Origin of the sequence: Denitrificimonas caeni (genome assembly GCF_905120345.1) — a bacterium.
Taxonomy (GTDB): Bacteria; Pseudomonadota; Gammaproteobacteria; order Pseudomonadales; family Pseudomonadaceae; genus Denitrificimonas; species Denitrificimonas caeni_A.
Window position 1 is genome coordinate 115,842 of the sequence record NZ_CAJHOA010000001.1, and the last position, 26,880, is coordinate 142,721.

Consider the following 26,880-nt stretch of genomic DNA (forward strand, 5'->3'; position numbering starts at 1 on the left):
AGGTTCCATTTGAAAGATACTATTTTATAAAAAATAAACCCGCTTATAAGCGGGTTTATTTAATACGAATAATATAGCTTACATCAATGGAATGGTGTAGCTAACGATCAGACGGTTTTCGTCAATTTTTTTAGAAATATCTGAGCGAAGTGTTGCATTACGCCATTTCACGCCGAGGTTTTTCAATGGGCCGTCTTGGAAGACGTAAGCGATATCAGTATCGCGCTCCCACTCATTACCACTTGATTTGCCAGAGCCCATGTAGATGTTGCTACCTTTAATGTAGCGCGTCATCAGGCTTAAGCCAGGCATGCCTAAACCAGCAAAGTTATAGTCGTAACGTGCTTGCCAAGATTTCTCATCGGTAGCAGCGAAGTCACGAATTTGTACATAGTTGGTTAGGAATGGGTCAACCAGTTCAATATAAGCGTAACCGGTATCGCCAGACATTTTTTGATAACCTAGGCCAAAGCTGTTGTAACCCATTTTATAGGTCAGCATTCCAGAAATAGCTTTGTTATCAATACCGCTGTTGCCATCTTCAGTCGTTCTTGCAAAACGTAGATCAGTTTTTAATGAGCGATCATCAGCGAGTTGAAGCGTATAAACACCATTGAGGATGTGCTGTTTATAAGCACCATCAAAGTTAGCAAAGTTATAACCAGTGCTTAGGCCAGTATCGCCCCACGTGTAATTTACGCCGGCAAAATCAAATTTGCTGGTGACCTTCTGGTGTGCAAGTGAGCGAGTTGATGTGTTGTTACGCTTACCTTGGTTGCCTGACAGACTATTCAGAACAATAGGCGCATTATCAGTTGAGTTACGCTGATTCATACGACCTAAGCGACCGATGTCAGCTGTCAGGTTGTCAATTTCTTTACTGTTGACATGCATACCAGTGAACGTTTGTGGAATCAGACGGCCGTCACCTGAGGAAACAGTTGGCAGCTTAGGCATCAAAGTACCGGCTTTTAAAGTGCTCTGAGATACACGCGCTTTAAAAGTTGCGCCTAGCTCGCCGTGATTGCTCGGAACTTTGCCTTTGTGATCTTTTGGCAGCAGCAGTTGTGTACCCGCTGTGCCACCACCTGAATCAAGCTTAAGGCCAGCAAAACCATAGGCATCTACACCGACACCAACAGTGCCTTCAGTGAAGCCGGATTCGTAACGAAGTAAGAAGCCTTGAGCCCATTCCTCTGCTTTTGATTGTGTTGCAGTTTCATGACGGAAATCACGATTCATATAGAAGTTGCGCAGCTCTAAACTCGCTTTGCTATCTTCAATAAAGGCAGCTTGCGCCACCATTGGAATGCTTAAAGCAACTGCTAGAGTGCCCAAGCTGATTGAACGTGCTAACGGACTAAATTTCATTCTTATAGTTCTCCGGGATGCAGACAGAGTCGATCAAATTATAAATAGTTGTGACGTATCCACTAGACCATGCTTAGGTGCATAAGGTCATTTAGACAATGGTCGAAAAATTACCATCTGGTAAAGTGTAGGCCATTTTGATGTGTCAATGCTGTAATCATTCTTACGTAACAACAGAAATCGCCATAAGATGGCACACTATGACATATTTTTACAGGACGTCTCGATGTCAGCCTCACAGACGCTACAGCCAGGATTTATTGTTGCACACAGCAACCATTTAGAAGAATTGCGAGAGTTAGTCGTGCAGTGGACAAAGATTAATCCGCTGCATGCGCTCGAAAATGAGCATATTTTAGTGCAAAGCAACGGTATTGCGCAGTGGTTGAAGCTGGCTTTAGCTGACGATAACGGCTGTGGAATTGCAGCGGGTCTACAGATTGGTCTACCAGCACGATTTTTGTGGCAAATTTACCGTCAAGTGTTGGGTACTGAGACTATTGCAAAAAGCTCTCCCTTTGATAAGGCTCCTTTGACTTGGCGTTTAATGCGCCTTTTACCGCGGATCATTGATCAGCCGGTGTTTGCCTCTTTGCAGCATTTCTTGGGTAGCGATCCTGATTTACGTAAACGCTACCAGTTGTCTGAGCGTCTAGCTGACTTATTTGACCAATACCAAGTGTACCGTTCAGATTGGCTCAAGGATTGGGCGCTGGGTGATGATCAGTTGCGACAAATCGATGGTCAGCCACAGGTTAGTCTTGAAAAAGCCCAAGCACGTGAGCCTATTGTGGCTTGGCAAGCAGCACTGTGGCGTTTATTGATTGATGATATCGGTGAAGATGTCATCCATAGTAGTCGTGCTGCAGTACATCCGCGTTTTATTGCTGCAATGCAAACAATGGACAGTGCGCCTGCCGGTTTACCGCGGCGGATTATTATTTTTGGTATTTCTTCACTGCCCGCTCAAATGGTTGAGGCCTTAGCCGCCATCAGTCGTTTTAGCCAAGTGATGCTTTGCGTGCATAACCCTTGCCAGTTTCACTGGGCAGATATAGTTGAAGATAAGCAATTACTGCGTCATGAGTACCGACGACAGAGCCGTAAAGAGGGCTTTCCTGAGGTGTTATCGATTGAGCAGTTACACCAGTTTGCCCATCCTTTATTAGCTGCTTGGGGTAAGCAGGGACGAGACTATATTAGTTTGCTCGATCAACATGATGAGCTGGATACTTACCAAACCCAATTTAATAGTCAGGGTCAGCGCGTTGATATTTTCGAAGATGGTAACGTTGCTACATTATTAGAGCAGCTGCACAATGATATTTTACATCTGCGTCCGTTAGCCGATACACGGGTAACGTGGCCTGCTGTTAACCCTCAGTCTGACCAGTCACTGCGCTTTCATATCACCCACAGTGCGCAGCGCGAAGTGGAAGTATTGCACGACCAGCTATTAGCTCATTTCAACGCTGATTCCCGTTTAAAACCGCGTGATATCATCGTGATGGTACCGGATATCAATAGCTACGCCCCGCATATTCAGGCGGTGTTTGCCCAGTATGCGCGCGATGACTTGCGCTACATTCCTTTTACTTTATCGGACCAGGCTGAGCAAAGCACTGAGCCGCTATTGATTGCCATGCATGAGTTATTACGCCTGCCCGAATCACGCCTGACGGTTAGCGATATCATGAGTTTGTTGGATGTGCCGGCGGTACGTGCACGTTTCGCTATCCATGAAGAGCATTTGCCGATTTTGCAACGTTGGTTAACAGGAGCAGGCGTGCGCTGGGGGCTGAATGCTAAGCACCGTGAGGATTTTGCTCTACCGCAAGGCTTAACACAAAATACATGGGATTTTGGCCTGCAGCGCATGTTACTCGGTTATGCCATGGGTGACAGTGATGCCTATGCAGGTATTCAGCCGTATGACGAGGTCGGCGGTTTAGACGCTGCTTTAATTGGCCCGCTAACGCACTGTCTCGATGCCTTGCAAGAGTTACACGAGCAGTTGAGTACGATGCATCTGTTTACCGAGTGGCGCAGTATTTTCTTAGCACTGCTTGAGCAATTTTTCTTAGTTGAAGAGGATACGGACTACTTATTAATTCAGCGTATGCGCGAAGGATGTGAGCAATGGTATCAGCTGTGTATTGAGGCGGAACTGGATGAGCCGCTAACCTTGGCGGTCGCGCGTGAAGCATGGCTGAGTAATATCGATTCTGATCATCTCAGTCAGCGTTTTTTAGCCGGTTCTGTTAATTTTTGTACGCTAATGCCGATGCGCGCTATTCCGTTTCGTATGGTGTGTTTATTGGGAATGAACGACGGTGACTATCCGCGTGTGCAAGCACCATTAGACTTCGACTTAATGGGGACTGATTACCGTCCTGGCGACCGTTCACGACGTGAAGATGACCGTTATTTATTATTAGAGGCCTTGCTTTCCGCACGTGAAAAACTCTATATCAGTTGGATCGGACGCAGCGTGCGCGATAATACCGAGCGTACGCCCTCTGTGCTGATCGCGCAGCTACGCGATCATATAAGTAGTGGTTGGCGCTTAGCTGATGAACAGCCCTTACTGGACGCATTAACCACTGTGCATCCATTGCAACCCTTTAGTCAGCATTACTTTGCTGATAATAAAGACCATTCAGATTTGTTTACCTATGCGCATGAATGGTCTGTTTTACATCAAAAGCCTGCTGCTGACAGCGCGACAGCTTTATCTAAATTCCTACCCGTTAGCAAAATAACGCCAGAGTTGTTGCAGCGTTTTTTACGCGATCCAGTCAGGTTTTTCTTTACTGAGCGTTTAAAAGTACATCTCGACCAAGCTGAGCTAGAGATGTTTGAAGATGAGCCTTTTGCCCTGGATGGATTGCAACGTCATAGCCTGCAGTCAGAGTTATTAAACGCTGGCCAGCATGCCGCAAGTGATGCCGACTTATCGACAGTCTTAGAATTACACAGTGAAAAACTGCAGCGCAGTGGTGCTTTGCCAATGTGTGCGTTTGGTGAGCAGGTGCGTGGAGAGTTGATTGAGCCATTGCTGGCCCAGTTGCAACATTACCGCTTGCTCTGTGAGGCCTGGCCTGCTGAGGAAGAGACCGCACGCATTATTGATCTACAGCAAGGGCAGATTCATCTTGAAGGCTGGCTTGGAGGGTTGCGTACGACACTGCTCAGCGACAACCGAGCGACTGAGTATGCGCGGATTGAGCTTATCCCTGGCAGAATTCATAAAGGTAAAGAGCGCAGTTGGCATCGCTTATTACGGCCATGGGTGCAGCACGTCTTGATTAACGCAACCGGTGCGGCAACGCAGACCTTTATCATTGCCCAAGAAAGTAGCATTGCCTTTGCTCATCTTGATCCTGAGCAGGCTATACAGATTGCTCAGAGTTGGCTGGAGTGCTGGCAGAGCGGTTTAAATGCACCGATCCCGGTGGCGTTAAAAACCGCGATGGATTTCTTGAAGAATCAATCGGATGGTAAAGCTAAGTCGGTGTATGAAGGCGGCTTTCAATCTGCTGGTGAAGTACAACACAGTGCCGCTCTGGCACGTCAATATCCCAGCTATGCCGATTTAATCGCTGATGAAACCTTTGCTGAGTGGGCGGAGTTGCTCTACGGCTCACTATTTAACGCCGATATTATTAAGTTGGAACGTCAAGGGGATTCATTATGAGTCAGCTACACGCCACCCCGCGACCTTTGGCGTTGCAATTTCCGTTGTATGGCAGTCGCTTAATTGAAGCCAGTGCCGGTACGGGTAAAACCTATACCATCGCTGCGTTGTATGTGCGCTTAATCTTGCAACATGGTCTGCTTGAAGGCAGCGCTTTTAATCGCCATTTATTGCCGCCTGAAATTTTAGTGGTGACTTTTACTGATGCGGCCACACAAGAGTTACGTGATCGTATTCGCGCCAAGTTAGTTGAAGCCGCACAGGTGTTTCGTAATGAGCAAGAGCATGTCGATACCTTGTTGCAAACTCTGCGTGAAGATTACCCGTCAGAACAATGGGCCGCGTGTGCGCAGCGTCTTGACCAAGCGGCGCTATGGATGGATGAAGCGGCGGTGTCGACCATTCACTCTTGGTGTCAGCGCATGTTGCGAGAGCATGCTTTTGATAGCGGTAGCTTATTTACCCAGACATTAGAAACTGATCACAGCGATTTACTGGCATTGGTGGTGAAAGATTATTGGCGCCAGCAGTGTTATCCCTTACAGAGTAGCAACGTGCTGTGGGCGCTCGAACACTGGCAGCAACCCGCTGATTTACAACGCAAAATATATCCCTTGCTCAATGCGCAAACAACAGCACCTCATCAGGACGCGCAATCACTTGCGCAGCTGCTCGATAGCGGTATTCACGCGCAACAACAGACCCTTGCCAGGCTCAAGGCCAACTGGTCCATCTGGACGCAAGAGTTGCGCGATATACTTGATAAGGCCGTGGCTGATAAAGCGGTGAATGGCCGTGTTATTCAAGCACGCTTCTATATGCCGTGGTTAGATAAGCTCAAGGCCTGGGCTGAAGATGTCGAGCAAACCAAGCTTGATATTGGCACTGGCTTTACTCGCCTTACTCCTGATGGTTTGCATGAGGCTTGGAAAGACAGCAGCACTGCTCCGCAACATCCAGCCCTTGAAGCGATGCGCTCACTACCGCTTGAATTAGATAATCTCACCCGTGAGTTGGATGAACAAGCTTTATGGCATGCCGCGTATTGGATTAAGCAACGCTTTCATCTTGAGAAACAGCAGCGTGCAGAAATGGGTTTTGATGACATGCTCACACGTCTTGATCATGCGCTACAAGGCTCCAGTGGCGAACGTTTAGCTGAAGTTATTCGTCAGCAGTTTCCGGTTGCCTTGATTGATGAGTTTCAAGATACCGATCCTTTGCAATACCGTATTTTCGATACTGTTTATCGCATTGCGGAAAATAACCCTGATACCGGTTTGTTTTTAATTGGCGATCCTAAGCAAGCCATCTATAGTTTCCGTGGTGCTGATATTCATACGTATTTGTATGCGCGTCGTGCGACTGCTGGACGTCACTATGACTTGGATACAAACTTCCGCTCTACAGAGAGCATGGTCAGTGCGGTCAATCAATTATTTCAGTTGGCTGAGCAGCGTGAGCACGGTCAAGGTGCTTTTTTATTTAAACAAGAAAGCAGTAATGATCTGCCTTTTGTACCGGTGCAGGCTAAAGGCCGTCAAGAACAGTGGTGGGTCGATGGAGCGCAACCGCCCGCTTTGACTGTCTGGCGTTTAGAGGCTGATGAACCGGTTTCGCGTAATCAGTACCTTGAAGAGATGGCAGCCAGTAGCGCCACAGAAATTGCGCGACTGCTTAATCTGGCTGCAGAAAATAAAGCAGGCTTTAAGGGCTCTGAAGGCCAGTTGCAAACGTTGCAGCCCAATGATATTGCGGTACTGGTTCGGGATATGCGTGAAGCGCAAGCGATCCGCAAACAGTTGGCTTTACGTAATGTACGCAGTGTCTATCTGTCAGATAAAGACTCAGTGTTCGATAGCCAAGAAGCACGCGATATCATGACTTGGCTGCATGCGTGTTTACATCCTGACAATGAGCGTGCGTTAAAAACGGCTCTAGCTTGCAGTACCTTTGCCTTGCCACTGAGCGCGTTGGAGCGGATCAATCAGGATGAGCTGCTTTGGGAGAAAAGAGTATTGCAGTTTAAAGACTATTTAGAGCGCTGGCATAAGCAGGGTGTGCTGCCGATGTTGCGAAAAATCATGCACGACTTTGAGTTGCCGCAGCGTTTAGTACAGCGTCCTGATGGCGAGCGGGCGTTAACTAACGTGCTGCATTTATCGGAACTGTTACAGCATGCTGCTCGTGAACTGGATGGTGAATTTGCGGTATTGCGCTACTTACAGACCGCTTGTGCGGGACAATCCGCTGGTGCACAAGAACAGATTCTGCGCCTAGAAAGTGATGAATCATTAGTGCGTGTTATCACCATCCATAAATCCAAAGGACTGGAGTATCCATTGGTCTTTTTACCCTTTATTTGTGGATTTCGTGCGCAAGAGGGTAAGCAGCCTTTTACTATTCAGACGGATGGACAGCGTACTTTAATGCTGCATGCTGACAAAGCTAGCCTTGTGCAGGCTGAACGAGAGCGATTGGGTGAAGACCTGCGTCTGTTGTATGTCGCATTAACTCGTGCACGTCATGCTTGTTGGTTGGGAATGGCCGACTTGAAAAAAGGTCAAGGTAAGACCTCCGTGCTACACAACAGTGCGATTGGTTATCTCTTAAATAACGGACAACCCTTGACTAGCAGCTCAGCGCTGGAGCAGTGGTTAGCACCTTTTTCCCATGCTGAGAGTGCCTTAGAGTCAAACAGCTTGGTGAGCTACGTCGGAGTTATGCCAGACAGTACTGAGGAGAGCGTACAAAATCGCAACGGTACATTTGAGCCATCGTGGCGTATTGCCCAGCGCCGTACGCGTGAGCATTGGTGGATAGCCTCTTACAGTGCGCTGCGTTTTATGGCTCAGCCTCCTAGTGTTGACCTACAGTCCACTGAACGAGTGGAAGACTTGGCACCGCAATCCGCTGTAGCGCAAAACATGAGTGATGATGAGCAGTACGATCCAAGCACTGATGACCCTGCAGTGCTTCATCAGGATACCTCGCAGGAGCAAGAAGGAATTCATAGTTTTCCACGCGGCGCCAAGCCTGGTACGTTTTTACATGGTTTGCTCGAGTGGGCTGCTGAGCAAGGGTTTGCTGCTGTTCTTGATAAGCCAGAACACGCGCAGCAATTTATCCAAGCGCGCTGCGAAGCCTATGGCTTTGAACCCTATGTCGAACTGCTGTGGCCATGGCTCAGAGATTATATCCAGCAGCAGTTCTTTGTGGGCGAGCAGCCAATGGCTTTGTTTGAACTCAATCACTACCAAGCAGAAATGGAGTTTTGGTTTGCCACCCATCACGCCAATACCTTGCAGATTGATCAGTTAACGCGGGAGTTTATTTTGCCCGGCGCAGCGCGGCCGTACCTGCAACCCGAACGATTAAATGGTATGTTTAAAGGCTTTATTGACTTAGTACTTGAGCATCAAGGCCGCTATTATGTGATTGATTACAAGTCTAACTGGCTCGGTGATAATGCGACTGAGTACAGCAGCGCTGCGATGGATGAGTGCGTGTTAACACATCGCTATGACTTGCAGTACACCTTATATATTTTGGCTCTACACCGTCTACTGAAATTACGCATCAGCGATTATGACTACGACACCCATATGGGCGGTGCGGTGTATATGTTTTTACGCGGTGCACACAGTGAGAGCCAAGGCTTGCATCATGCACGACCTGCGCGTGAACTGATCGAGCGCTTGGATGCGCTGTTTAAATCCAGCGCCGAGGAGGCACAGTAAATGATGCAGCAAGGACAACTCTTTGGCGAAGATGTCGAGCCGCCAGCCACAGTGTCGCTCACTCAGAATAGGCTCAATGCTGAGCAGTATTTAGCGGATCGTGACGGTGTTGTGCTGCTCCTTAACCACTGGCTCGAAGCTGACTGGATACGCGCATTGGATGTCGCTTTGGTGAAGCTGTTAGCTAAACTCGATGCTGATGCCGAACCACTGGTGTTATTGGCTGTTGCTTTGGTGAGTCATCAACTGGGCCATGGGCATATTTGCTTAGACTTGCAGAGTGTCTTACGCGATCCTGATCTAGCGCTGTTACTGCCTCCAGAAGGACGCAATACGGAGCAGCAGACGATCTTGCCATCACAGCTATTAGCGGCTGTGAGTCTTTCCCGCTGGCTCACTGTATTACAAGGTAGCGCATTGCTCTATCAGCAGGATAAAAACGTTGCTAAACCCTTAGTGTTGGTTGATGGCCGTTTATATTTATATCGTTACTGGCAATATGAAAGCAGTGTGGCTCAGCGTTTAGTACAGCGCATGGACACTCAAATGCCGCTGTCGGCTGATTTTTCAGCACGCTTAACAGATTTATTTAGTGAGCCGCTGATAGTGGATGGTGAGCGTCAAACTGATTGGCAGAAAGTCGCTTGTGCCATGGCAGCGCAAGGCCAATTAACTTTGATTACTGGCGGTCCTGGTACCGGGAAAACGACTACAGTCGTGCGTTTATTGGCGCTTTTGCAACAAAGTGCGCTGACAACGGGGCAAGCACTACGTATTCAATTGGCTGCGCCAACAGGTAAAGCCGCAGCACGCTTAACGGAGTCCATTGGTCAGCAGGTTGCATCTTTACCTGTAACTGGTTCTGTTAAAAACCATATTCCAACGGAGGTGACCACCTTACACCGACTGCTGGGTAGCTTGCCCAATACGCGACATTTTCGCTATAACGGTAACAATCCTTTAGTGCTAGATGTGTTAGTGATTGATGAAGCATCAATGATTGACTTGGAAATGATGCATAACGTGCTGCAAGCTTTACCCAAGCATGCACGGTTGATTTTACTAGGTGATAAAGACCAACTCGCCTCAGTGGAGGCCGGCTCAGTATTGGGTGACCTCTGTGCCGATGCCGAGTTGGCGTATTACACTGTGGAGACCCAGCAGCGACTTGCACAGTTATGCAATGAAACGCTATATGCAGAGGGGTGGTGTGTGGGGGAGGCTCAGCAGCACCGTTTAGCTCAGCATACCGTGATGCTGCGCTATTCTCGCCGTTTTGACGGTGACTCGGGTATTGGCCGGTTGGCAGATGCGGTAAATAAAAGTCAAGCAACGCAGGCTTGGCAGTTATTGCACAGTGAGTTCCTTGATATCAACTACTTGCTTGTTAATCAAACCAATGCAGCAGAGCTGGACAAAGTACTGCTTAACCCAACTGCGCAAGCGACTGATACGTTAGATAATGCTGGCTACGCCTACTACTTACAGGTGTTACAACAACAGCGACCAGCGCTTGATTTATCATTTGATGATCCAGGCTGGGCGCAATGGGCTTGTACTGTTTTACAGGCGTTTGATCAATTCCGCTTGTTGTGTGCTTTACGTAAAGGCACGTTTGGTGTGACAGGCCTGAATGAGCGTATTGCGAATGCGTTGCACGATAAAGGCTTAATCAGTAGTGCAGAAGGTTGGTATGAAGGGCGGCCTGTATTGGTGACTAAAAATGATTACAGTTTAGGCTTAATGAACGGTGATATCGGTATTGCTTTATTACTGCCAAATGATGATGCCACTGAGGCAAACGCTGAACCTAAACAGGTATTACGGGTGGCCTTCGCCCGCAATGACGGGCAGGGAGGCGTTCGCTATGTACTACCCAGTCGTCTGACTGCGGTTGAGACTGTATTTGCCATGACAGTACATAAATCGCAAGGCTCGGAGTTTGTGCACACGGCACTCATTTTACCGGATCGTCTCAACCCAGTGTTAACCAAAGAATTACTCTATACCGGTATCACTCGTGCAAGGAGTAAATTCACCTTGATCGAAGGTCATTCGGGGATTTTTACCGCAACCGTAAAACGTAAAGTGGAGCGTATTAGCGGCTTAAATCAGGCTATTCAAACAGTAGTAGGGCATAGATTCGAATGACTTGAGCCGCAACTTTGTACGCGGTTCACATTATCAGTGCAAAACTGCGGTTTACTGCTTGAAAAAACCTTTATGACGTGGTACTTGCTTATTTGGTAGGGGTACTGTATATTTGTACTCCTATCCCGACTCAAACGATAATTTGAGTGGAGTGGTACAGAGAAAGACATAATTGATACGCCTTAGGGCAATTGCTTGCGCATAATCCAAAATGCTATACCTTAGTTTTCGCAAAGAAAACTCGGTTCAATACTGAACATAGATTTCAGTACTGCTTTATTTCTGAACACCACCTACTTTTTGATAAGCATTATTGCTATGTCTCGTTCATCGGGAGGCTTTACAGCGATTGCTGTGCATATAATATAAAAAAAGGGGTAAGGATATGGATAACCTAAAAGTATTCAAAAAAATGGGTCGCTACGTTGCAGCGCAAATCAATGCAATTAACAACAGCATGCAAGTGACAGAACAGTCCTGCAATGCAGCCATGGGTTTAGAGAATCGACTGATTGTTGATGCTTGGAACGCACTGGCCGATCGTGATGGTGTAAGTACAACCAGCACCTGCTAAATATAAGATTGCGCCTACTTAAAGTAGGCGCAGTACTTAACCTTTCTTCCGTATCAACATATCCTTGTTTGTACAAAAATCTTATCCCGTTCAGCTTTATGGATCATCGTATCTCTACCATCCTGCTATAGTTAATGTTCATCTTTCCTGGTACGCGAGTAGGACGTCCGTTGTTTATTCCATCATCAGTCGGCTCTCTGCATCTGCTGCATTGCTAATCTGTACTTTACTGCTGTCGTTTAATTATTCGTAGGTGATCTATGGCTTTTGATTTGAGTCGCCGCTTAGTGATTGGCTTAGCTTCCAGTGCCTTATTTGATTTATCAGAATCGGATGCTGTATTTAGAGCCGAAGGTGAAAAAATCTACCGTGGCCATCAGCGTGATAATCAAGATGACCCGCTTGCGAGGGGGGTTGCCTTTCCGTTTATTCGTCGTTTACTCTCATTGAATCAGCTTAATCCAGATGATCCACCTGTTGAGGTGATTCTGCTATCGCGTAATGACCCAGACACCGGCCTGCGAGTGATGAACTCCATCCAGCACTACGGTTTACCTATTACTCGGGCTGTATTTATGCAAGGCAAGTCACCGCATTCGTATATTCCAGCTTTTGATATTGAGCTGTTTTTGTCCGCCAATGCTGAAGACGTCAAGAGCGCAGTGGCAGCAGGTTATCCTGCAGGGCAAATATTAAAGGGTGAGGTTGAGGACGACAGTGATGATCTACAGCTCAGAATTGCTTTCGATTTTGATGGTGTTTTAGTCGATGATGAAGCAGAAGCCGTTTATAAAGAACACAATCTTGCAGGATTTCATCAGCATGAAACCCTGCGTCAAGATATTCCGCATACGCCTGGGCCTCTGACACCTTTTCTAAGGCGTATTTCTGAAATTCAAAAGATGGAGCAGGATAAACGGGAGAAAGAACCGTTATACCAACCAATTTTACGTGTTTTCATTGTTACAGCGCGTAATGCACCAGCGCATAAGCGAGTAATTAATACCATGCGTCATTGGGATATCACTGTCAATGAAGCGTTTTTTATGGGTGGCGTGGAAAAATCTAAAGTCCTTGATATTATGCAGCCGCATATTTTCTTTGATGATCAAAAGCTGCACTTAGAGCCTGCATCAGCATATCTACCGTCTGTACATATTCCTTTTGGCATTGCCAATATCGAGCACACTGCGCTAGAGCAGAACAGCGCGGACAGTGAATAGTTGGGCGCGGTGTAAGGGGTTGAAACTGCAGGATTTCTTTCTGCCAAACAAATACTTTATTTTATCTGTAAGTGTATGATAAGCATATCATTTGTGTGGCAATAGGTTTTATCATGTGGGTTGATCGTTTTATTGATGCTTTGCGTTCACTTAGAACAGTATTCTTGATTATTGGCTTAGGCTTTGGTTGGCTACTGTTTGCTGATCATCAAACGACTGATATTCTCTATGTGACTGTACATAATACCGATGATGTGATGCTTGAGTCTGTTCGTTTTGAGTTTGGTTTTGGGCTGACGCAATCAAATATATTGTTGTTGCAGGTCAAGCCAGGTGAGAAGCGTATAGTGGCGCTCAATCATCCGCTGTACAAAGGCTATAATGTTGAGGCGCGTTTTGCTGGTGGTGAAGTCCGCAGTTTTTGTGCAAACCGTACCTATCCAGAGCAGCAGCAACCTTTACCACTACAGCGCTAATTATTCTTAGCTACGCTCATCATGCTGTCCGCGAATTGAATCTGGGCGGGCTATAGTATCAATTCACCTAAGACTTTGGCCAGCGATCTGACGACAGAGGCTGTAGAGTTTTTGTAGCTATAGCCCGTAGTCATGGGTTTGTATGCTTGTATTTATAGCTAAAAACTATCCTATACAGTCATTTTCGAATAAAAACTTTAATTCTTATAAAAAACGACCTTCTGAGGCGGCGTACAAGCAATTTTCTGTGCGAGGCCTTTGCCTTTGTATTCTTTAGCATGATCGTCTCTTAGGAGCTATCTAGTGACGTATAAAGACTATTGTGCTTTTTATCTAAGATTCACACACTTAAATTAGTATTTGCTATTGATCTGTTAGTTTCAATTGTCTTTATTAACTTTATCAAATGTTTATTTGAACAACTAAAATAAGTGTTATTATTGGACCAAATAGCACTATCGAGCTTTAAGCAGATAACTTGAAAATCGTCAAAAGTGACAATCTGTAGCTGTAGCCGACGGGTTGGTCTTTTATTCTCTGAGTGAAATAAGCAAGACGCTTGTGAGTCGAGAGCACACAACTATTTTTATGCTGCAGATTTAGCTGGCCGAGAGGGGCGATATGCTACAAATCAACGAGACTAATCCTGGCAAAGGTATTTCTGCCTTCGAACAATCTTCAGGGCTTTTCAATAATCCTGCTGTGGCTTACATCACACGATTAGGTTCGCTAGGTAGCAAAAGAACAGTGATGTCGTCGCTGCGTATTGTTGCGCAAATGTTAGGCTTTACCGGTATTGATAGCTGTCCTTGGCAGGAGTTGAAAAGACCACACGTTTTGCAAATAATCTTTAATTTATCCGAAAAAGGCTTATCTCCAGCAACGCAAAATAGCTATTTATCTTCTATTAAAGGGGTGAGTGAAGAGGCGTGGATGCTAGAGTTGATGAGTGCGGAAACTTATCAGAAAATTTATAAAATACCTTCAGTCAAAGGATCGCGACTTGCATCTGGGCGTGCACTTGAACCGACAGAAGTTGCATCATTAATGACTGCTTGCAGCACGGACCAGCGCTCAGCAAGCATTCGCGATAAGGCTATAGTTGCTTTATTAATTGGTTGCGGACTGCGTAAGGCTGAAGTAACAAGTTTGAAAGTTGAAGATATTAATTGGAAAGAATCGGCTTTTAATGTTATTGGTAAAGGTAATAAGCAAGCCAAATGTTTTATGCCAGCAGCAACTGTTCTGGCAGTGCAATGTTGGCTTAATATACGCGGTCAGCAGCATGGCTATGTTTTCAGTCGCATACTTAAAAATGGCACAATACTTGATACGCCAATTACAGGGCAGGGCATTACCTATATTCTTAAGAAGCGAGGAGCTGCAGCGCATATTGATGAATTCGCGCCGCACGATACTCGTCGTACCTTTGCAACACGCATGTTTGAAAGTGGCGCGGATGCACTTATTGTACAAGCCGCAATGCGACATGCGAATCTTGATACAACTAGACGTTATGATTTCCGCGGTGAGAAAAAGCTTAAAGAAGTGAGCCAGACAGTTAATTTTTTTAATTAACACATCAATAGAAAATACAGATTTTCTGTTGCAGAGTGTAGTCGGGAAATAATAGATTAAAATGTTTATATATTTATATTAAATGGCTTTTGTTGGCCGCTAAGATTCTAACTAATAATATATAGAATATTATTAGTTATTAGAGATGTTAATTAGCATTATATAAAAATACTCTGCTCTTATTCGAGAGCAGAGTACTGTTATCAGTGATAAAAATTACTTATCGAAATGAATAACCGTCCGGATACTCTTACCTTCGTGCATCAAGTCGAATGCTTCATTGATATTTTCCAGTGCCATGGTGTGGGTAATAAAGTGGTCCAACTTAAACTCACCCTGCAGATAACGCTCAACGTAGTCCGGTAATTCAGAGCGGCCTTTAACGCCACCAAACGCAGAACCACGCCATACACGACCCGTCACTAACTGGAATGGGCGCGTGCTGATTTCTTGTCCTGCGCCTGCTACACCGATGATGACCGATTCGCCCCAGCCTTTATGGCAGCACTCTAAAGCAGAACGCATCACGTTAACGTTGCCAATACATTCGAATGAATAATCAACACCGCCATCTGTTAGCTCAACAATGACATCTTGAATTGGCTTGTCGAATTTTTGCGGGTTAATACAGTCAGTCGCACCTAACTGACGAGCTAGCTCGAACTTACTTTCATTGATATCAATAGCAATAATGCGACTGGCTTTGGCCATTACTGCACCAATAATTGCCGACAGACCAATACCACCCAAGCCAAAGATAGCAACTGTAGCGCCTTCTTCAACTTTAGCAGTATTCATCACTGCTCCCATGCCTGTGGTGACGCCACAACCCAACAAACATACTTCTTCCAGTGGTGCTATTGGATTAACTTTAGCCAGTGAGATTTCTGGTAATACAGTGTATTCGGAGAACGTTGAACAGCCCATGTAATGAAAAATTGGCTGACCGTCTTTATGGAAACGAGTGGTGCCGTCTGGCATTAAACCTCTACCCTGAGTTTCACGAATTTTTTGGCACAGGTTGGTTTTTCCTGATTTACAGAATTTACATTCACCACATTCTGGTGTGTATAAAGGAATAACGTGGTCGCCTACTGCGACGCTGGTGACACCTTCACCAATGGATTCAACAATACCGCCACCTTCGTGGCCTAACACGCAAGGAAAAATACCTTCTGGATCATCACCTGATAAAGTGAAGGCATCAGTATGGCAAACACCCGTTGCGACGATTCGTACACGTACCTCGCCTTTTTGAGGTGGCATTACATCAATTTCTTCAATCGACAGAGGCAAACCAGCGCCCCAGGCAATAGCGGCTTTAGATTTAATTGTTTGTGTCATCAGGTTTTCCTCTGTTTTATATAGTTGATGCAACGAGGGAGCAGCTACGCGTCGTGCAGAGACATACATTTGCTGCCTGTTAACAATTTTCGGGCAGGTTTTCTATGCCGTTTTAGATTAATGGCACTATTATAGTTGTTAGCTGTAGTAAGATAATCAGCTTGTTTTGAAATTTACTTTTGCTCACAGGTAACAATGTGATTGTATTAGAGCTTGTTTATTCAAAGCGTTTAAAAATCTCGCATAAACGCATCTGCTCTACTGTATGAGTCGTCGTTGAATAATAAAACTTTAAGCACCTTGATCGTCAATGCCTTTGCCTGCATAGGCTAAATTAGTAGGTCAGTTTTGATGTATTTGCTTGTTAGGAGTGAGCATGTTGTATAACTGGGAAGGTATTGCAGAGTTCGTTACGGTGGCTGAAACAGAAAGCTTTACGATAGCCGCAAAAAAACTAGGTATTTCTACAGCGCATGTCAGCCGACAAGTCAGTGCGTTGGAGTCGCGTCTGGCGACAAAATTATTGCATCGTACGACGCGTAAAGTCTCTATCACAGAGATTGGAGCGGTTTACTATCAGCGTTGTCGCCAACTGTTATATGACTTAGAAGATGCAGAGCATGCGGTGAGCGACCTGCAAAGCAAACCCACAGGCAGGCTCAAAATTACAGCACCCATTACTTATGGTGAATTTATTATTGCACCACTGATTAATAATTTCATCACTCGTTACCCTGAGTTAGATGTCGAGTTGCACCTAAGTAACCAGAAATTGGATCTCGTCGCCGAGGGTTATGATCTTGGTATTCGTCAAGGTCAACTGCAGGACTCTAGCATGATGGCGAAGCGTCTTGGTTCGCGTACGCTCTATGTGTGTGCAACCTCGACATACCTTGCTGAGTTCGGGATACCTAAGAAACTAGCGGACTTAAACCAGCATAATTGTTTGCAAGGTTCACTGGGCCACTGGCGCTTTCAGGAAAAAAGCAAAATGCGCAATATCCACATTAGCGGTAACCTGCGTTGTAACAGTGGTCGTGCTTTGGCGGATGCCGCGTTAAAAGGGCTTGGCATTGTGCAACTACCTGGGGAGTATGTGTTAAATCATATTCGTAGTGGCAAATTAGTGTCGTTGCTAGAAGAGTTTTGCGCACCCGATGAAGGGATTTGGGCTATTTATCCTCACAATAAACATCTGTTACCAAAAGTACGCATGCTGATTGATTATCTTGATGAAGAGTTATCTGGGAAAACTATTCTGGAATATTAATATATTGCTATTCGTTTAAAATGCCATGTTCAGTAGCGCCGACCTCATAAAGCATACTTTATTATTTTCTAAGCTATTATCATGCAGGTTTGAGTAGGGTCAAACTCAGTGTTAATAAGCTACGCTGTAGATATATTTAAGAGTGATCTATTTTTTTGAACAATAGAGGCAAGGTTACTCTAAGGTAGCGGACCTATTCGAGTTACCCACGCTTGCTTGCCACTGTATAAACAATACAATGCATTTATACCTAAAGGTGCGCAAACGGCTGCAGCCAACCAAGATGCAGCTGGGTACTCAGGGTGTAAATTGAGAACCAATACAATAGCTAAGCCACTAAGAAATAGTCCTATCGCGGCTAATAAAATAAAGCGTATCACAGCGAATAAACTTTGCATTATAAGAGTTCCGATTGAAACGTATCAGCTAAGTCAGACTGTATAGATTATAGATTTTTTTTGGCTCTTAAAGTAGGTTACTTACAGCGTAGACCTAAGTGGCTACATCTTGATTTTTAAAAATCGCACCACCACCAATAAGACCCATATCGGTAATGATGGCGTACATTACCCTCGATTCAGCAACTGCCGCTCATAGATATCTATACCAACCATCATGAATGCACATGCTGTAATAGTCACCAGCGGAAACGTTCTGAGTGCCGCTCTATCAGCTTTAAGCCTAAATCAAACTCAAATATAGCGTATTACGCCCTCTAAAAATGAGTCACGTCGGTGCAGTAGAGTCTTGGCGGCGACTTACGATTGTCCTTCCTTTTTTATCCTAGACTAGAAGTTAAGCGCTAGGACAGTGAGTCAGCTAAGTGCTTTGAAATAGCATTGAACCAGTTAAAGCACAGTCTGTCCTAATATATAGTTAGACAGCACCAGAGTTTATGCTTAGCAAAATCAACTAACAACAACAGCTAGGATAGATAATGAAAAAGAATATTGATCATATCGACCCCGCAAAAACTATGAATACCTTACGTGGCAAAGGTGGTGAGACCCATCAATGTGCGGATGAAGCAGCCCCAGCACTAACGACTCAGCAAGGCGTAGTTATTAATGATAATCAAAACTCGCTTAAAGCCGGTAGTCGTGGTCCAACGCTTCTCGAAGACTTTGTATTACGTGAAAAAATTAATCATTTTGACCATGAACGTATTCCAGAGCGTATTGTTCATGCTCGTGGCAGTGCAGCACATGGTTATTTTGAACTGAGCGAGTCATTAGAAGACTATACGACAGCAAAAATTCTTACCGAAACCAATAAGCAGACGCCGTTATTCACACGGATCTCTACTGTTGCGGGTAGCCAAGGCTCAAAAGACACACCGCGTGATGTACGTGGTTTTGCGGTCAAAATATACACCGACGAAGGTAATTGGGACATCGTTGGCAATAATATGCCTATTTTCTTTATCCAAGATGCGATGAAATTCCCTGATCTGGTGCATGCGGTCAAGCCTGAGCCTGACCGAGGTTTCCCCCAAGCCGCTTCGGCCCACGATACCTTCTGGGATTTTGTGTCTCTCAGCCCTGAAACCATGCATAACGTGATGTGGTTGATGAGTGATCGTGGTTTGCCGCGCAGCCTGCGCATGATTGAAGGCTTTGGCATACATAGTTATCGTCTGATTAATAAAGAAGGAAAAAGCACCTTTGTACGTTTTCATTGGAAGCCGTTGCTTGGTGTTCAGTCGACCACATGGGATGAAGCTGTAAAAATCTCCGGTGCGGATCCTGATTATCATCGTCGCGATTTGTTTGAGGCAATTAATAATGGAGATTTTCCTGAATGGGAATTTGGTGTGCAGCTCTTTACCGAAGAAGAGGCTGAACAATTTCCGTTTGACCACTTAGACGCGACCAAGCTGATCCCCGAAGAAATGGTCCCAGTTAAAATAGTCGGTAAAATGGTGCTTAATCGTTACCCAGATAACTTCTTTGCTGAAACTGAGCAAGTGGCATTTTGTCCGTCCCATCTTCCACCTGGTATAGATTTCAGTAATGATCCCTTGCTGCAAGGTCGACTGTTTAGCTATTTAGACACTCAGTTGTCACGCTTAGGCTCACCTAATTTTGCGCAAATACCCATCAACGCGCCTAAATGCCCCTTTGCTAATATGCAACGTGATGGCCATATGCAGATGCATGTGCCCAAAGGTCGCGTCAATTATGAGCCGCAAAGCTTAGATCCAACGATGCCGCGTGAAAGCGCTAAGCGTGGTTTTGAATCATTCCCTGAGCAGCTTGATGATGGTGTCAAAGGTCGTGTTCGTGCGGAGAAATTCGCTGATCATTACAGTCAGCCACGAATGTTCTATCGTAGCCAAACGGCGCCAGAACAAGCACACATTGCTTCAGCCTATGCTTTTGAGCTGGGTAAAGTCGATGCAGCGCATGTGCGTGCCCGCACCCTCAGTCACTTGCGTCATATTGATGAGGAATTGGCCAGCCGTGTGGCAAAGGCTTTAGGTATGGAGTTGCCAGACGCCGCTGATGCTGCTGCCCCAGTACTAGATATGCCTACGTCTGCTGCTTTGCAGACGATTGGACTCACACCTAACAGCTTAAAAGGTCGCTTGATTGGTATTCTTGTTGCGCAAGGTTCCAAGCGTAGTGAAATAGAAAAATATGAGAAGGCTGCTAATGCTGAAGGCGCAAGCGTGAAGATTATTGCCCCTGGTCGTGAAGTAGTGTTGGATGACGGTACCCGTATTCAATCTGCTGAACGTATCGCTGGTGCACCGTCAGTCCTGTTTGATGCGGTGGTGAGTATCGTTATGCCAGAACAAGCTAAAAAACTGGCCAAAGATAGTGCAACTCTAGAGTGGTTCACTGATGCCTATGGTCATTGCAAGGCGATTGCTTATTGCGGTGCCACAGATGAGCATATCTTATCTAAGTTACCTATTGAAAAAGATGTTTTTGTCACACCGCTTGCTGATTTGGATGCCTTTATAGGCAATGCTAAATCGCGATTATGGGAACGAGAGCCTAAGGTTCGTGACTTGGCATAATGAAGCGAAGGCTAGATTGCTTATGCTGCATCGTTGTAGTCGTTTGGATTAAAACCCGACACTCAGTTCAAATGCTGAGTGTCGGGTTTTATAGAGATCAAAGAATAGCAGCTAAAATCATTAGCACTCTAGACTCTCCTAAAACGAGTAAGTCTGGGATGCTGTAGGAGCGTTTTCTTTATAAGATTCGAATTTCAACAATGAAACTTCATGATCTACTGGTTCAAACGTTAGCGCTAGACTCGATGGCTTTGAGCGGTACTGATAGTAATGTGTCTTTGACTCATCAGTATCTGAGGAGCAGCCTGAGATACTAATGACTATGAATATCAATAAAGAAAATGTATAGGTTGCTAAAGAATTCATGACCGATACTCCTTGTGCGCATTAATTACGTGTTATATTTTTATATATAATTAATGAGAGCGTATGCGATACGGCAATCTTTTATAAGATTCATCTTTACTGTTTGATTATTGAAAGTCAATATTTACCACTTTATTTTTATAATAAAATGCTATGGCGTGGGCGTCATTAAATACAAGCAATACTTTCTTTAATAATATTATTAATATTATTAATTAAAAAGATTAATTAATTTTAAATTAAATTTTCGTGTAACACTAAAAACAATGCCCCGCTTTTAATACTATATTTTCTCGTATGTTCTAGGATAATAAGGGGCGAATGCTCACTGCTATAAATAAGAAAATATATGCTGTTCGGATACGCTTTGATGGTTAACGGTGAAGACAATGGAGTATTTAGACTGGGTTCAATGGCCGGCGATGTTAGTTACTATCGCCGCAGCTTGGATGGTTGGATCTGAAAAAGAGGGTCGACGTCAATTCGGCTTCTGGGTTTTTATTACCAGTAACCTGCTTTGGGTTATCTGGGCTCTTTATTCGGATGCTTATGCGCTTATTGTTTTGCAAATAGCGCTTGCGGCCATGAATATTCGTGGCAGTATCAAAAACTCAAAATAAGCTAATAACAATTGTAAGTGAGGCGCTACCCCCGTTGGTAATCAGCCTTACAGCGGCTAAGACACACGGTCATGCACGCAGAGAAGGGCAAGGATCAGTTGGAGATATTTGTCACTATTTTAGCGGCGTTGAATCTAGATGCGCATTTTGATTTATTTCTACCTAAACAACTTATATCACCAGTTCAGCTCGCTAGACTACAAGGAAAGCAGCGTCAACGTGCTTCAGGACAAAAAGTACAAGATGAGGAGGATGTGCCCTCATGGCAATGAAAGTTATTAATGTACGCTTTAAGTCGCTTGATGTTGGAGCGGTTAGTTTTGATACAAGTACTGGGCTAGGTGCGTTTGAGTATGATCCTGGGTTTACGAGTAAAGGGATTGAGTTATCGCCACTAAAAATGCCTTTAGAAAAACGTATTTATAGCTTTCCAGAGCTGGACTTTACTACATTCAAGAGGCTAACGGGTCTGATTGCAGACTCGTTATCTGATGGCTTTAGTAATGCCGTACTTAATGCCTGGGTCGCTATGCGAGGAAAGTCTACAAGCGACATTACTCCTATAATTTTACCCAAGTTAGGTCAGGGCAGGCTGTTGTACCTGATGGATTTACGCATTATCTGATGAAGCTTGATGGGGTGAGCGAATTCAATAAGAACCAAGAAACCTTTGGTGATCCATTAGGGTTTGGAGCGATGGAGTATGTTTACCACTTAATGGCTAAAGACTGTGGTATCAGCGCCATGCCGCTTGCTTCCTGAGGGTGAGCGTAGACATTTTATTACACAGCGTTTTGATCGTCCTGGTAATGAAAAAATACACGTACAAGCTTTAAACGGTCTTGTTCATATTGTTTATAAAAAGCCAGGTTTTTTTTCTTATTCAGAACTGTTTAATGTTTTAAGACTGCTTAGGTTGCCAGCTGTTGATGCCAAACAGTTACTCAGACGCATGGTTTTTAATATTGTGGCTCGAAATCACGATGATCACTCGAAAAATTTCGGGTTTATATTGCAGGGGAATACTTGGCGTTTAGCTTCTGCATATGACCTCGTGTACAGCTATAGACCTGGTAGCAGTTGGATTAATAGCCACTGGATGAGTTTGAACGGCAAGAGGGATGACTTTACTCGTGAGGATTTCTATTCGCTCGAAAAAATGAGTCCACTCTTTACGAGGAGTCGTATTGATAAATACCATCAATGAAACTGTTAAGAGCGTAGCGAGCTGGAGAAAGCTGGCAACTACCAATGGAGTACCTAAAGCGCTAGTGGAAGAAGTTGAGCAAAACTTAAGGCTGAGTATTTGATTTTTGCTGGATAGCGAGCTGGGTTTCACTTGAAAAATGAGTTGTTAATTTTCAAAAGCTTTCGCCGGCGAAAGCCTGCTTCTTTTTAGTAAGCCGATCGAAGCGCAGTTTTTCAAGGTGTCTACTAGGGTGTCTAGCAAAAACAGTAGGCGAAAAAAAACCCTTGAGCTTCAAGGGTTTTTAAATTTGGCGGAGGAGGTGAGATTCGAACTCACGGATAGTCGCCCATCGACGGTTTTCAAGACCGTTGCCTTCAACCACTCGGCCACTCCTCCCTTTCAATGGCGGCTATAATAGCGGAATATTTATTTCTGTCAAATGTTTTCAGTAAATTTATTAATATTTTTGCTATGATGGCTTGCAGTACAATAAATTAGGAGTTTTAGAATGCGTGAACAACAGAATTATTCGTTAGAGCAGGGCACTGCGGTACGATCAGAAAGCAGTGCGGTTTTGCGTAACACCTATGCTTTGTTAGCTATGACCTTAGCCTTCAGTGGCTTGGTTGCCTATATTTCTCAGCAAATGAATATGCCGCATCCCGGCATGATGCTGACCTTGGTCGGTTTTTACGGCTTATTTTTCCTTACGATGAAATTGCGTAACTCTGGTTGGGGCTTGCTGAGTACCTTCGCGCTTACTGGTTTCATGGGTTATACCCTTGGCCCTATCTTAAATATGTATATGAGTCTGCCCAATGGTGCGAGCGTGATCAGCTCAGCGTTTGCCATGACGGCTTTTGTGTTTACTGGTTTATCGGCGTATGTGCTGATAACCCGTAAAGACATGAGCTTTTTAAACGGTTTTATCACCGTCGGCTTTTTTGTCTTGTTGGCAGCGATTATTGCAAGCTTCATTTTTGATATTTCTGGTTTACAGTTAGCAATTAGCGCAGGTTTTGTGCTGTTTTCATCAGCGATGATTCTTTTTCAAACCAGCGCTATTATTCAGGGTGGAGAACGCAATTACATTATGGCTACAATCAGCCTGTATATTTCTATCTACAACCTGTTCTTAAGCTTGCTGCAGATTCTTGGTGTGACGAGCAGAGACTAATAGTCGTACAGATAAATGATCAAGAAAATTAGGCTCTATTGGTTTACAATAGAGCCTTTTTATTATTTAAACTTTGCTTCGCATAGTATTTGCATGTTTGGCATGCGCACTAACTACATAAGGATCTGTAATGATTAAAAAATGCTTATTTCCTGCCGCTGGTTACGGTACTCGTTTTTTACCAGCGACGAAGGCCATGCCAAAAGAAATGTTGCCTATCGTTAATAAACCCTTGATTCAATATGGCGTAGAGGAAGCTCTCGAAGCTGGTTTGCATGAAATCGCAGTTGTTACAGGTCGTAATAAACGCTCTATAGAAGACCATTTTGATATTAGCTTTGAAATGGAGCATCAGATTTATGGCACAGATAAAGAACATTACCTTACTGGTGTGCGCAGTTTAATCAGTGAGTGTACTTTCTCATATACCCGACAAATCCAAATGAAAGGGTTAGGGCATGCCATTCTGACAGGGCGTACACTGATCGGTGATGAGGCTTTCGCTGTCGTATTAGCCGATGACCTGTGTATTAATCTCGATGGCGATGGTGTACTGCAGCAAATGATCAAACTGTACAATCAGTTCCGCTGTTCGATTGTGGCGATTCAAGAAGTGCCTATGGAAGAGACGGCTAAATACGGTGTGATTTCCGGTGAAATGATTCGCGATGATATTTACCGTGTCCATTCGATGGTTGAAAAGCCAAAGCCTGAAGATGCACCTTCAAACCTAGCTATTATTGGCCGCTATATCCTAACCCCTGATATCTTTGACATTATCGCGCAAACAGAGCCCGGCAAAGGCGGTGAGATTCAAATTACTGACGCCTTAATGAAACAAGCGCAACAAGGTTGTGTAATCGCTTATAAGTTTAAAGGCCAACGTTTTGATTGTGGTAGTGTTGAAGGCTATATCGACGCGACTAACTTCTGTTACGAAAACCTTTACAAAACTGATAAATAACGTTTTAGCTTGAACGCCTTAACCACCTGAACTGGAGAGTAGTGTATGTCCTATGATTTTGATTTGTTTGTCATTGGTGCAGGTTCAGGTGGTGTACGCGCTGCCCGTTTTGCGGCTTCTTTTGGTGCGCGAGTGGCTGTTGCAGAAAGCCGTTATTTAGGCGGAACTTGCGTGAATGTGGGCTGTGTACCGAAAAAACTAATGGTCTATGCCGCTCACTTTCAAGATGATTTTAAGCTCAGTCGTAGTTTTGGTTGGGATGTTGAGGCGAAGGGCTTTGACTGGGCTACGCTGATCACGAATAAAAATACTGAAATTGAGCGTTTAAACGGTATTTACGAAAAACTGCTGGTTAGCAGTGGTGTGAACTTGCTAAATGGTCACGCTAAGCTGGTTGATGCCCACACTGTTGATGTTGACGGTAAGCACTACACCGCTGAGCATATTCTTGTAGCGGTGGGCGGCTGGCCGCAGGTGCCAGATATTCCTGGTCGTGAACACGTCACCGACTCGAATCAAGTGTTCTTCTTAAAAGAGCAGCCTAAGCGTGTGCTGGTGGTGGGCGGTGGCTATATTGCCGTTGAATTTGCTTCAGTCTTTCATGGTCTTGGTTCAGAAACGCAGTTAGCGTATCGCGGTGATTTGTTTTTACGCGGTTTTGACCAAGATGTGCGAGAGCATTTGCACCAAGAACTACTAAGAAAAGATATGACCCTGCGTTTTAACTGCGATGTTAAATGCATTGATAAACAAAAAGATGACAGTCTTCTGATTACTTTTAAAGATGGCCAAAGCACTGAAGTTGATTGTATTTTTTATGCAACGGGTCGGCGACCAATGCTGGATAACCTGGGATTGGAAAATGTAGATATTAAGCTCAAGGACGATGGTTCTATTGCCGTTGACGAGTTGTATCAAACCACAGAAAGCAGCATTTTAGCGATTGGCGATGTCACGGGTCGTGTGCAATTGACTCCAGTGGCGTTAGCTGAAGGAATGGCGGTAGCACGGCGCTTATTCCGCCCGGAAGAGTATCGTCCCGTTGATTACAACTTGATTCCGACAGCTGTATTTAGCTTGCCTAATATTGCCACCGTCGGCTTAAGCGAAGAGCAGGCAAGGGCAGATGGCTTTGCTATAGAGGTCTTTAAAAGCAGTTTTAGACCGATGAAACTGAGCTTGTCGGCTCAGCAAGAACGTATTTTTATGAAACTGATTGTTGATCAAGCTACAGATCGTGTGCTGGGCTGCCATATGGTTGGGCCGGATGCTGGCGAATTAATGCAGGGGATTGCCGTCGCTTTAAAAGCCGGTGCAACCAAGCAAGTTTTTGATGACACCATTGGTATTCATCCAACGGCCGCGGAAGAATTTGTCACCATGCGCACACCCAGTGCGTAGCCTCAGTAGATTTTGTTTGATACGAAAACGGCGCATATTTTGCGCCGTTTTACTCTGTGCTTGTTAATACACTAGCAAAGAAAGGTTCTTAGTGACTGTCGTGTGCTGAGTGATCCATCTGAGGCTGCGCCGCCGAGGTGCCGGCATCACTCGTTTTAATATCAACAATAATATCCACTTGACCGGCATGCTCAAATTGTAAAGTGAGCGGCAATTGTTCGCCGGCGATTAGCGGTTTTTTCAAGTCAATTAACATCACGTGATAGCCACCGGGCTCGAGAGTTAGGTTGCCGTGGGCAGGTACATCAATCGCATCAACTTTAACCATGCGCATGACATCATCTTGATGAATATGCGCATGCAGTTCAGTGATCGCAGCAATCGAACTGTCGGCGCTGAGCAGACGGTCAGGCTGATCGCTGTGGTTGTCGATACTCATAAACGCAGCACCAACCGGTGCATTGGGCGGTAATTCGCGCGACCAGGCCGTACTGACATTAATAGTGGCGTGTGGTGCTTCAGAGCTAGGCATCACATGCTGCGGTTCCTGTTCAGCATAAGTGGGGATAGCTGTAGCCATCGATAAAGCAAACAAACTGGCGGTAAGTGCAGTTAAGCGCATAACAAAGAATCCTATTCTAATGTTCTTGATATTTGTCAGAGCGATTAATTTAGCATGCTGCGAAGTAAAGCGGGATGCGGCAATGCGCAGCA

General features: G+C 44.9%; 20 protein-coding genes and 1 tRNA gene. 17 read left to right on the plus strand and 4 right to left on the minus strand.

Translation table 11 applies throughout. From position 1 onward, the window contains the following. Positions 1-78 precede the first annotated feature (78 nt). Positions 79-1,371 carry an OprD family porin gene (locus JYJ62_RS00525; RefSeq protein WP_205340233.1) on the minus strand — a complete coding sequence of 431 codons (1,293 nt, stop codon included), beginning with the start codon at positions 1,369-1,371 and terminating at the stop codon, positions 79-81. A 226-nt stretch (positions 1,372-1,597) separates the two neighbouring features. On the opposite strand from JYJ62_RS00525, the gene recC reads away from it, so the two are divergent. The 7 genes from recC to JYJ62_RS00560 all read left to right on the plus strand — a co-directional run bounded on the left by recC (position 1,598) and on the right by JYJ62_RS00560 (position 14,810). Further along, positions 1,598-5,068 (plus strand): exodeoxyribonuclease V subunit gamma, encoded by a 3,471-nt coding sequence (gene recC, locus JYJ62_RS00530; protein ID WP_205340234.1) that lies wholly within the window; start codon positions 1,598-1,600, stop codon positions 5,066-5,068. Further along, positions 5,065-8,808: an exodeoxyribonuclease V subunit beta gene (gene recB / locus JYJ62_RS00535; RefSeq protein WP_205340235.1), complete on the plus strand. Its 3,744-nt coding sequence runs from the start codon at positions 5,065-5,067 to the stop codon at positions 8,806-8,808. Before recC ends, recB begins: the two co-directional genes overlap by 4 nt. A gap of 3 nt (positions 8,809-8,811) precedes the next feature. After that, positions 8,812-10,959 (plus strand): exodeoxyribonuclease V subunit alpha, encoded by a 2,148-nt coding sequence (gene recD / locus JYJ62_RS00540; protein ID WP_205340804.1) that lies wholly within the window; start codon positions 8,812-8,814, stop codon positions 10,957-10,959. A gap of 385 nt (positions 10,960-11,344) precedes the next feature. Beyond that, a complete protein-coding gene (locus JYJ62_RS00545) occupies positions 11,345-11,533 on the plus strand; it encodes a hypothetical protein (protein ID WP_205340236.1) in 189 nt (62 codons plus the stop codon). 260 nt (positions 11,534-11,793) lie between these two features. Beyond that, a complete protein-coding gene (locus tag JYJ62_RS00550) occupies positions 11,794-12,756 on the plus strand; it encodes a 5'-nucleotidase (RefSeq protein WP_205340237.1) in 963 nt (320 codons plus the stop codon). A 113-nt stretch (positions 12,757-12,869) separates the two neighbouring features. Then, a complete protein-coding gene (locus JYJ62_RS00555; protein ID WP_205340238.1) occupies positions 12,870-13,232 on the plus strand; it encodes a hypothetical protein in 363 nt (120 codons plus the stop codon). Between the two features lie 621 nt (positions 13,233-13,853). Next, the gene (locus JYJ62_RS00560) at positions 13,854-14,810 is read left to right on the plus strand and encodes a site-specific integrase (protein ID WP_205340239.1); all 957 of its coding nucleotides are present in this window, start codon (positions 13,854-13,856) and stop codon (positions 14,808-14,810) included. 216 nt (positions 14,811-15,026) lie between these two features. On the opposite strand, the gene JYJ62_RS00565 is transcribed toward JYJ62_RS00560, so the two are convergent. Next, positions 15,027-16,154 carry an S-(hydroxymethyl)glutathione dehydrogenase/class III alcohol dehydrogenase gene (locus JYJ62_RS00565; RefSeq protein ID WP_205340240.1) on the minus strand — a complete coding sequence of 376 codons (1,128 nt, stop codon included), beginning with the start codon at positions 16,152-16,154 and terminating at the stop codon, positions 15,027-15,029. 379 nt (positions 16,155-16,533) lie between these two features. Between JYJ62_RS00565 and JYJ62_RS00570 the strand changes: the two genes are divergently transcribed. The 7 genes from JYJ62_RS00570 (at position 16,534) to JYJ62_RS00595 (ending at position 22,642) form a co-directional block, all read left to right on the plus strand. Then, a complete protein-coding gene (locus tag JYJ62_RS00570) occupies positions 16,534-17,424 on the plus strand; it encodes a LysR substrate-binding domain-containing protein (protein WP_205340805.1) in 891 nt (296 codons plus the stop codon). A 937-nt stretch (positions 17,425-18,361) separates the two neighbouring features. Then, complete coding sequence (locus JYJ62_RS00575; protein WP_205340241.1) at positions 18,362-20,449, plus strand: catalase; 2,088 nt, start codon at positions 18,362-18,364, stop codon at positions 20,447-20,449. A 755-nt stretch (positions 20,450-21,204) separates the two neighbouring features. Then, positions 21,205-21,435 carry a hypothetical protein gene (locus JYJ62_RS00580; protein ID WP_205340242.1) on the plus strand — a complete coding sequence of 77 codons (231 nt, stop codon included), beginning with the start codon at positions 21,205-21,207 and terminating at the stop codon, positions 21,433-21,435. 71 nt (positions 21,436-21,506) lie between these two features. Further along, positions 21,507-21,707: an XRE family transcriptional regulator gene (locus tag JYJ62_RS00585; RefSeq protein ID WP_205340243.1), complete on the plus strand. Its 201-nt coding sequence runs from the start codon at positions 21,507-21,509 to the stop codon at positions 21,705-21,707. Next, positions 21,698-22,060 (plus strand): HipA N-terminal domain-containing protein, encoded by a 363-nt coding sequence (locus tag JYJ62_RS00590; RefSeq protein ID WP_205340244.1) that lies wholly within the window; start codon positions 21,698-21,700, stop codon positions 22,058-22,060. Before JYJ62_RS00585 ends, JYJ62_RS00590 begins: the two co-directional genes overlap by 10 nt. A gap of 14 nt (positions 22,061-22,074) precedes the next feature. Next, the gene (locus JYJ62_RS15875; RefSeq protein WP_269751383.1) at positions 22,075-22,197 is read left to right on the plus strand and encodes a hypothetical protein; all 123 of its coding nucleotides are present in this window, start codon (positions 22,075-22,077) and stop codon (positions 22,195-22,197) included. After that, positions 22,166-22,642 carry a type II toxin-antitoxin system HipA family toxin gene (locus tag JYJ62_RS00595; protein ID WP_205340245.1) on the plus strand — a complete coding sequence of 159 codons (477 nt, stop codon included), beginning with the start codon at positions 22,166-22,168 and terminating at the stop codon, positions 22,640-22,642. Before JYJ62_RS15875 ends, JYJ62_RS00595 begins: the two co-directional genes overlap by 32 nt. A gap of 290 nt (positions 22,643-22,932) precedes the next feature. Here the strand turns inward: JYJ62_RS00595 and JYJ62_RS00600 are convergent. Next, a tRNA-Ser gene (locus JYJ62_RS00600) sits at positions 22,933-23,020 on the minus strand. 112 nt (positions 23,021-23,132) lie between these two features. On the opposite strand from JYJ62_RS00600, the gene JYJ62_RS00605 reads away from it, so the two are divergent. From JYJ62_RS00605 to gorA, 3 genes are all read left to right on the plus strand, one after another. After that, entirely contained in the window at positions 23,133-23,801 is a 669-nt protein-coding gene (locus JYJ62_RS00605; protein ID WP_205340246.1) for a Bax inhibitor-1/YccA family protein, read from the plus strand. A 130-nt stretch (positions 23,802-23,931) separates the two neighbouring features. Beyond that, positions 23,932-24,765: a UTP--glucose-1-phosphate uridylyltransferase GalU gene (gene galU / locus JYJ62_RS00610; protein WP_205340247.1), complete on the plus strand. Its 834-nt coding sequence runs from the start codon at positions 23,932-23,934 to the stop codon at positions 24,763-24,765. A 45-nt stretch (positions 24,766-24,810) separates the two neighbouring features. Next, the gene (gorA, locus tag JYJ62_RS00615) at positions 24,811-26,166 is read left to right on the plus strand and encodes a glutathione-disulfide reductase (RefSeq protein WP_205340248.1); all 1,356 of its coding nucleotides are present in this window, start codon (positions 24,811-24,813) and stop codon (positions 26,164-26,166) included. Between the two features lie 88 nt (positions 26,167-26,254). Here the strand turns inward: gorA and JYJ62_RS00620 are convergent, their stop codons facing one another. Further along, positions 26,255-26,788, minus strand: coding sequence for a copper chaperone PCu(A)C (locus JYJ62_RS00620; RefSeq protein ID WP_205340249.1), 534 nt, complete (start codon positions 26,786-26,788; stop codon positions 26,255-26,257). Positions 26,789-26,880 lie beyond the last annotated feature (92 nt).

What these genes read in the sequence shown, in the direction of transcription:
- recB (WP_205340235.1), top strand. Translation starts at nt 5,065, where the DNA reads ATGAGTCAGCTACACGCCACCCCGCGACCTTTGGCGTTGCAATTTCCG.
- recD (WP_205340804.1), top strand. Translation starts at nt 8,812, where the DNA reads ATGCAGCAAGGACAACTCTTTGGCGAAGATGTCGAGCCGCCAGCCACA.
- JYJ62_RS00590 (WP_205340244.1), top strand. Translation starts at nt 21,698, where the DNA reads ATGGCAATGAAAGTTATTAATGTACGCTTTAAGTCGCTTGATGTTGGA.
- JYJ62_RS00585 (WP_205340243.1), top strand. Translation starts at nt 21,507, where the DNA reads ATGCACGCAGAGAAGGGCAAGGATCAGTTGGAGATATTTGTCACTATT.
- JYJ62_RS00525 (WP_205340233.1), bottom strand. Translation starts at nt 1,371, where the DNA reads ATGAAATTTAGTCCGTTAGCACGTTCAATCAGCTTGGGCACTCTAGCA.
- JYJ62_RS00580 (WP_205340242.1), top strand. Translation starts at nt 21,205, where the DNA reads ATGGAGTATTTAGACTGGGTTCAATGGCCGGCGATGTTAGTTACTATC.
- JYJ62_RS00555 (WP_205340238.1), top strand. Translation starts at nt 12,870, where the DNA reads ATGTGGGTTGATCGTTTTATTGATGCTTTGCGTTCACTTAGAACAGTA.
- JYJ62_RS00620 (WP_205340249.1), bottom strand. Translation starts at nt 26,788, where the DNA reads ATGCGCTTAACTGCACTTACCGCCAGTTTGTTTGCTTTATCGATGGCT.
- recC (WP_205340234.1), top strand. Translation starts at nt 1,598, where the DNA reads ATGTCAGCCTCACAGACGCTACAGCCAGGATTTATTGTTGCACACAGC.
- JYJ62_RS00565 (WP_205340240.1), bottom strand. Translation starts at nt 16,154, where the DNA reads ATGACACAAACAATTAAATCTAAAGCCGCTATTGCCTGGGGCGCTGGT.
- JYJ62_RS00575 (WP_205340241.1), top strand. Translation starts at nt 18,362, where the DNA reads ATGAAAAAGAATATTGATCATATCGACCCCGCAAAAACTATGAATACC.
- JYJ62_RS00545 (WP_205340236.1), top strand. Translation starts at nt 11,345, where the DNA reads ATGGATAACCTAAAAGTATTCAAAAAAATGGGTCGCTACGTTGCAGCG.
- galU (WP_205340247.1), top strand. Translation starts at nt 23,932, where the DNA reads ATGATTAAAAAATGCTTATTTCCTGCCGCTGGTTACGGTACTCGTTTT.
- JYJ62_RS00605 (WP_205340246.1), top strand. Translation starts at nt 23,133, where the DNA reads ATGCGTGAACAACAGAATTATTCGTTAGAGCAGGGCACTGCGGTACGA.
- JYJ62_RS00560 (WP_205340239.1), top strand. Translation starts at nt 13,854, where the DNA reads ATGCTACAAATCAACGAGACTAATCCTGGCAAAGGTATTTCTGCCTTC.
- gorA (WP_205340248.1), top strand. Translation starts at nt 24,811, where the DNA reads ATGTCCTATGATTTTGATTTGTTTGTCATTGGTGCAGGTTCAGGTGGT.
- JYJ62_RS00550 (WP_205340237.1), top strand. Translation starts at nt 11,794, where the DNA reads ATGGCTTTTGATTTGAGTCGCCGCTTAGTGATTGGCTTAGCTTCCAGT.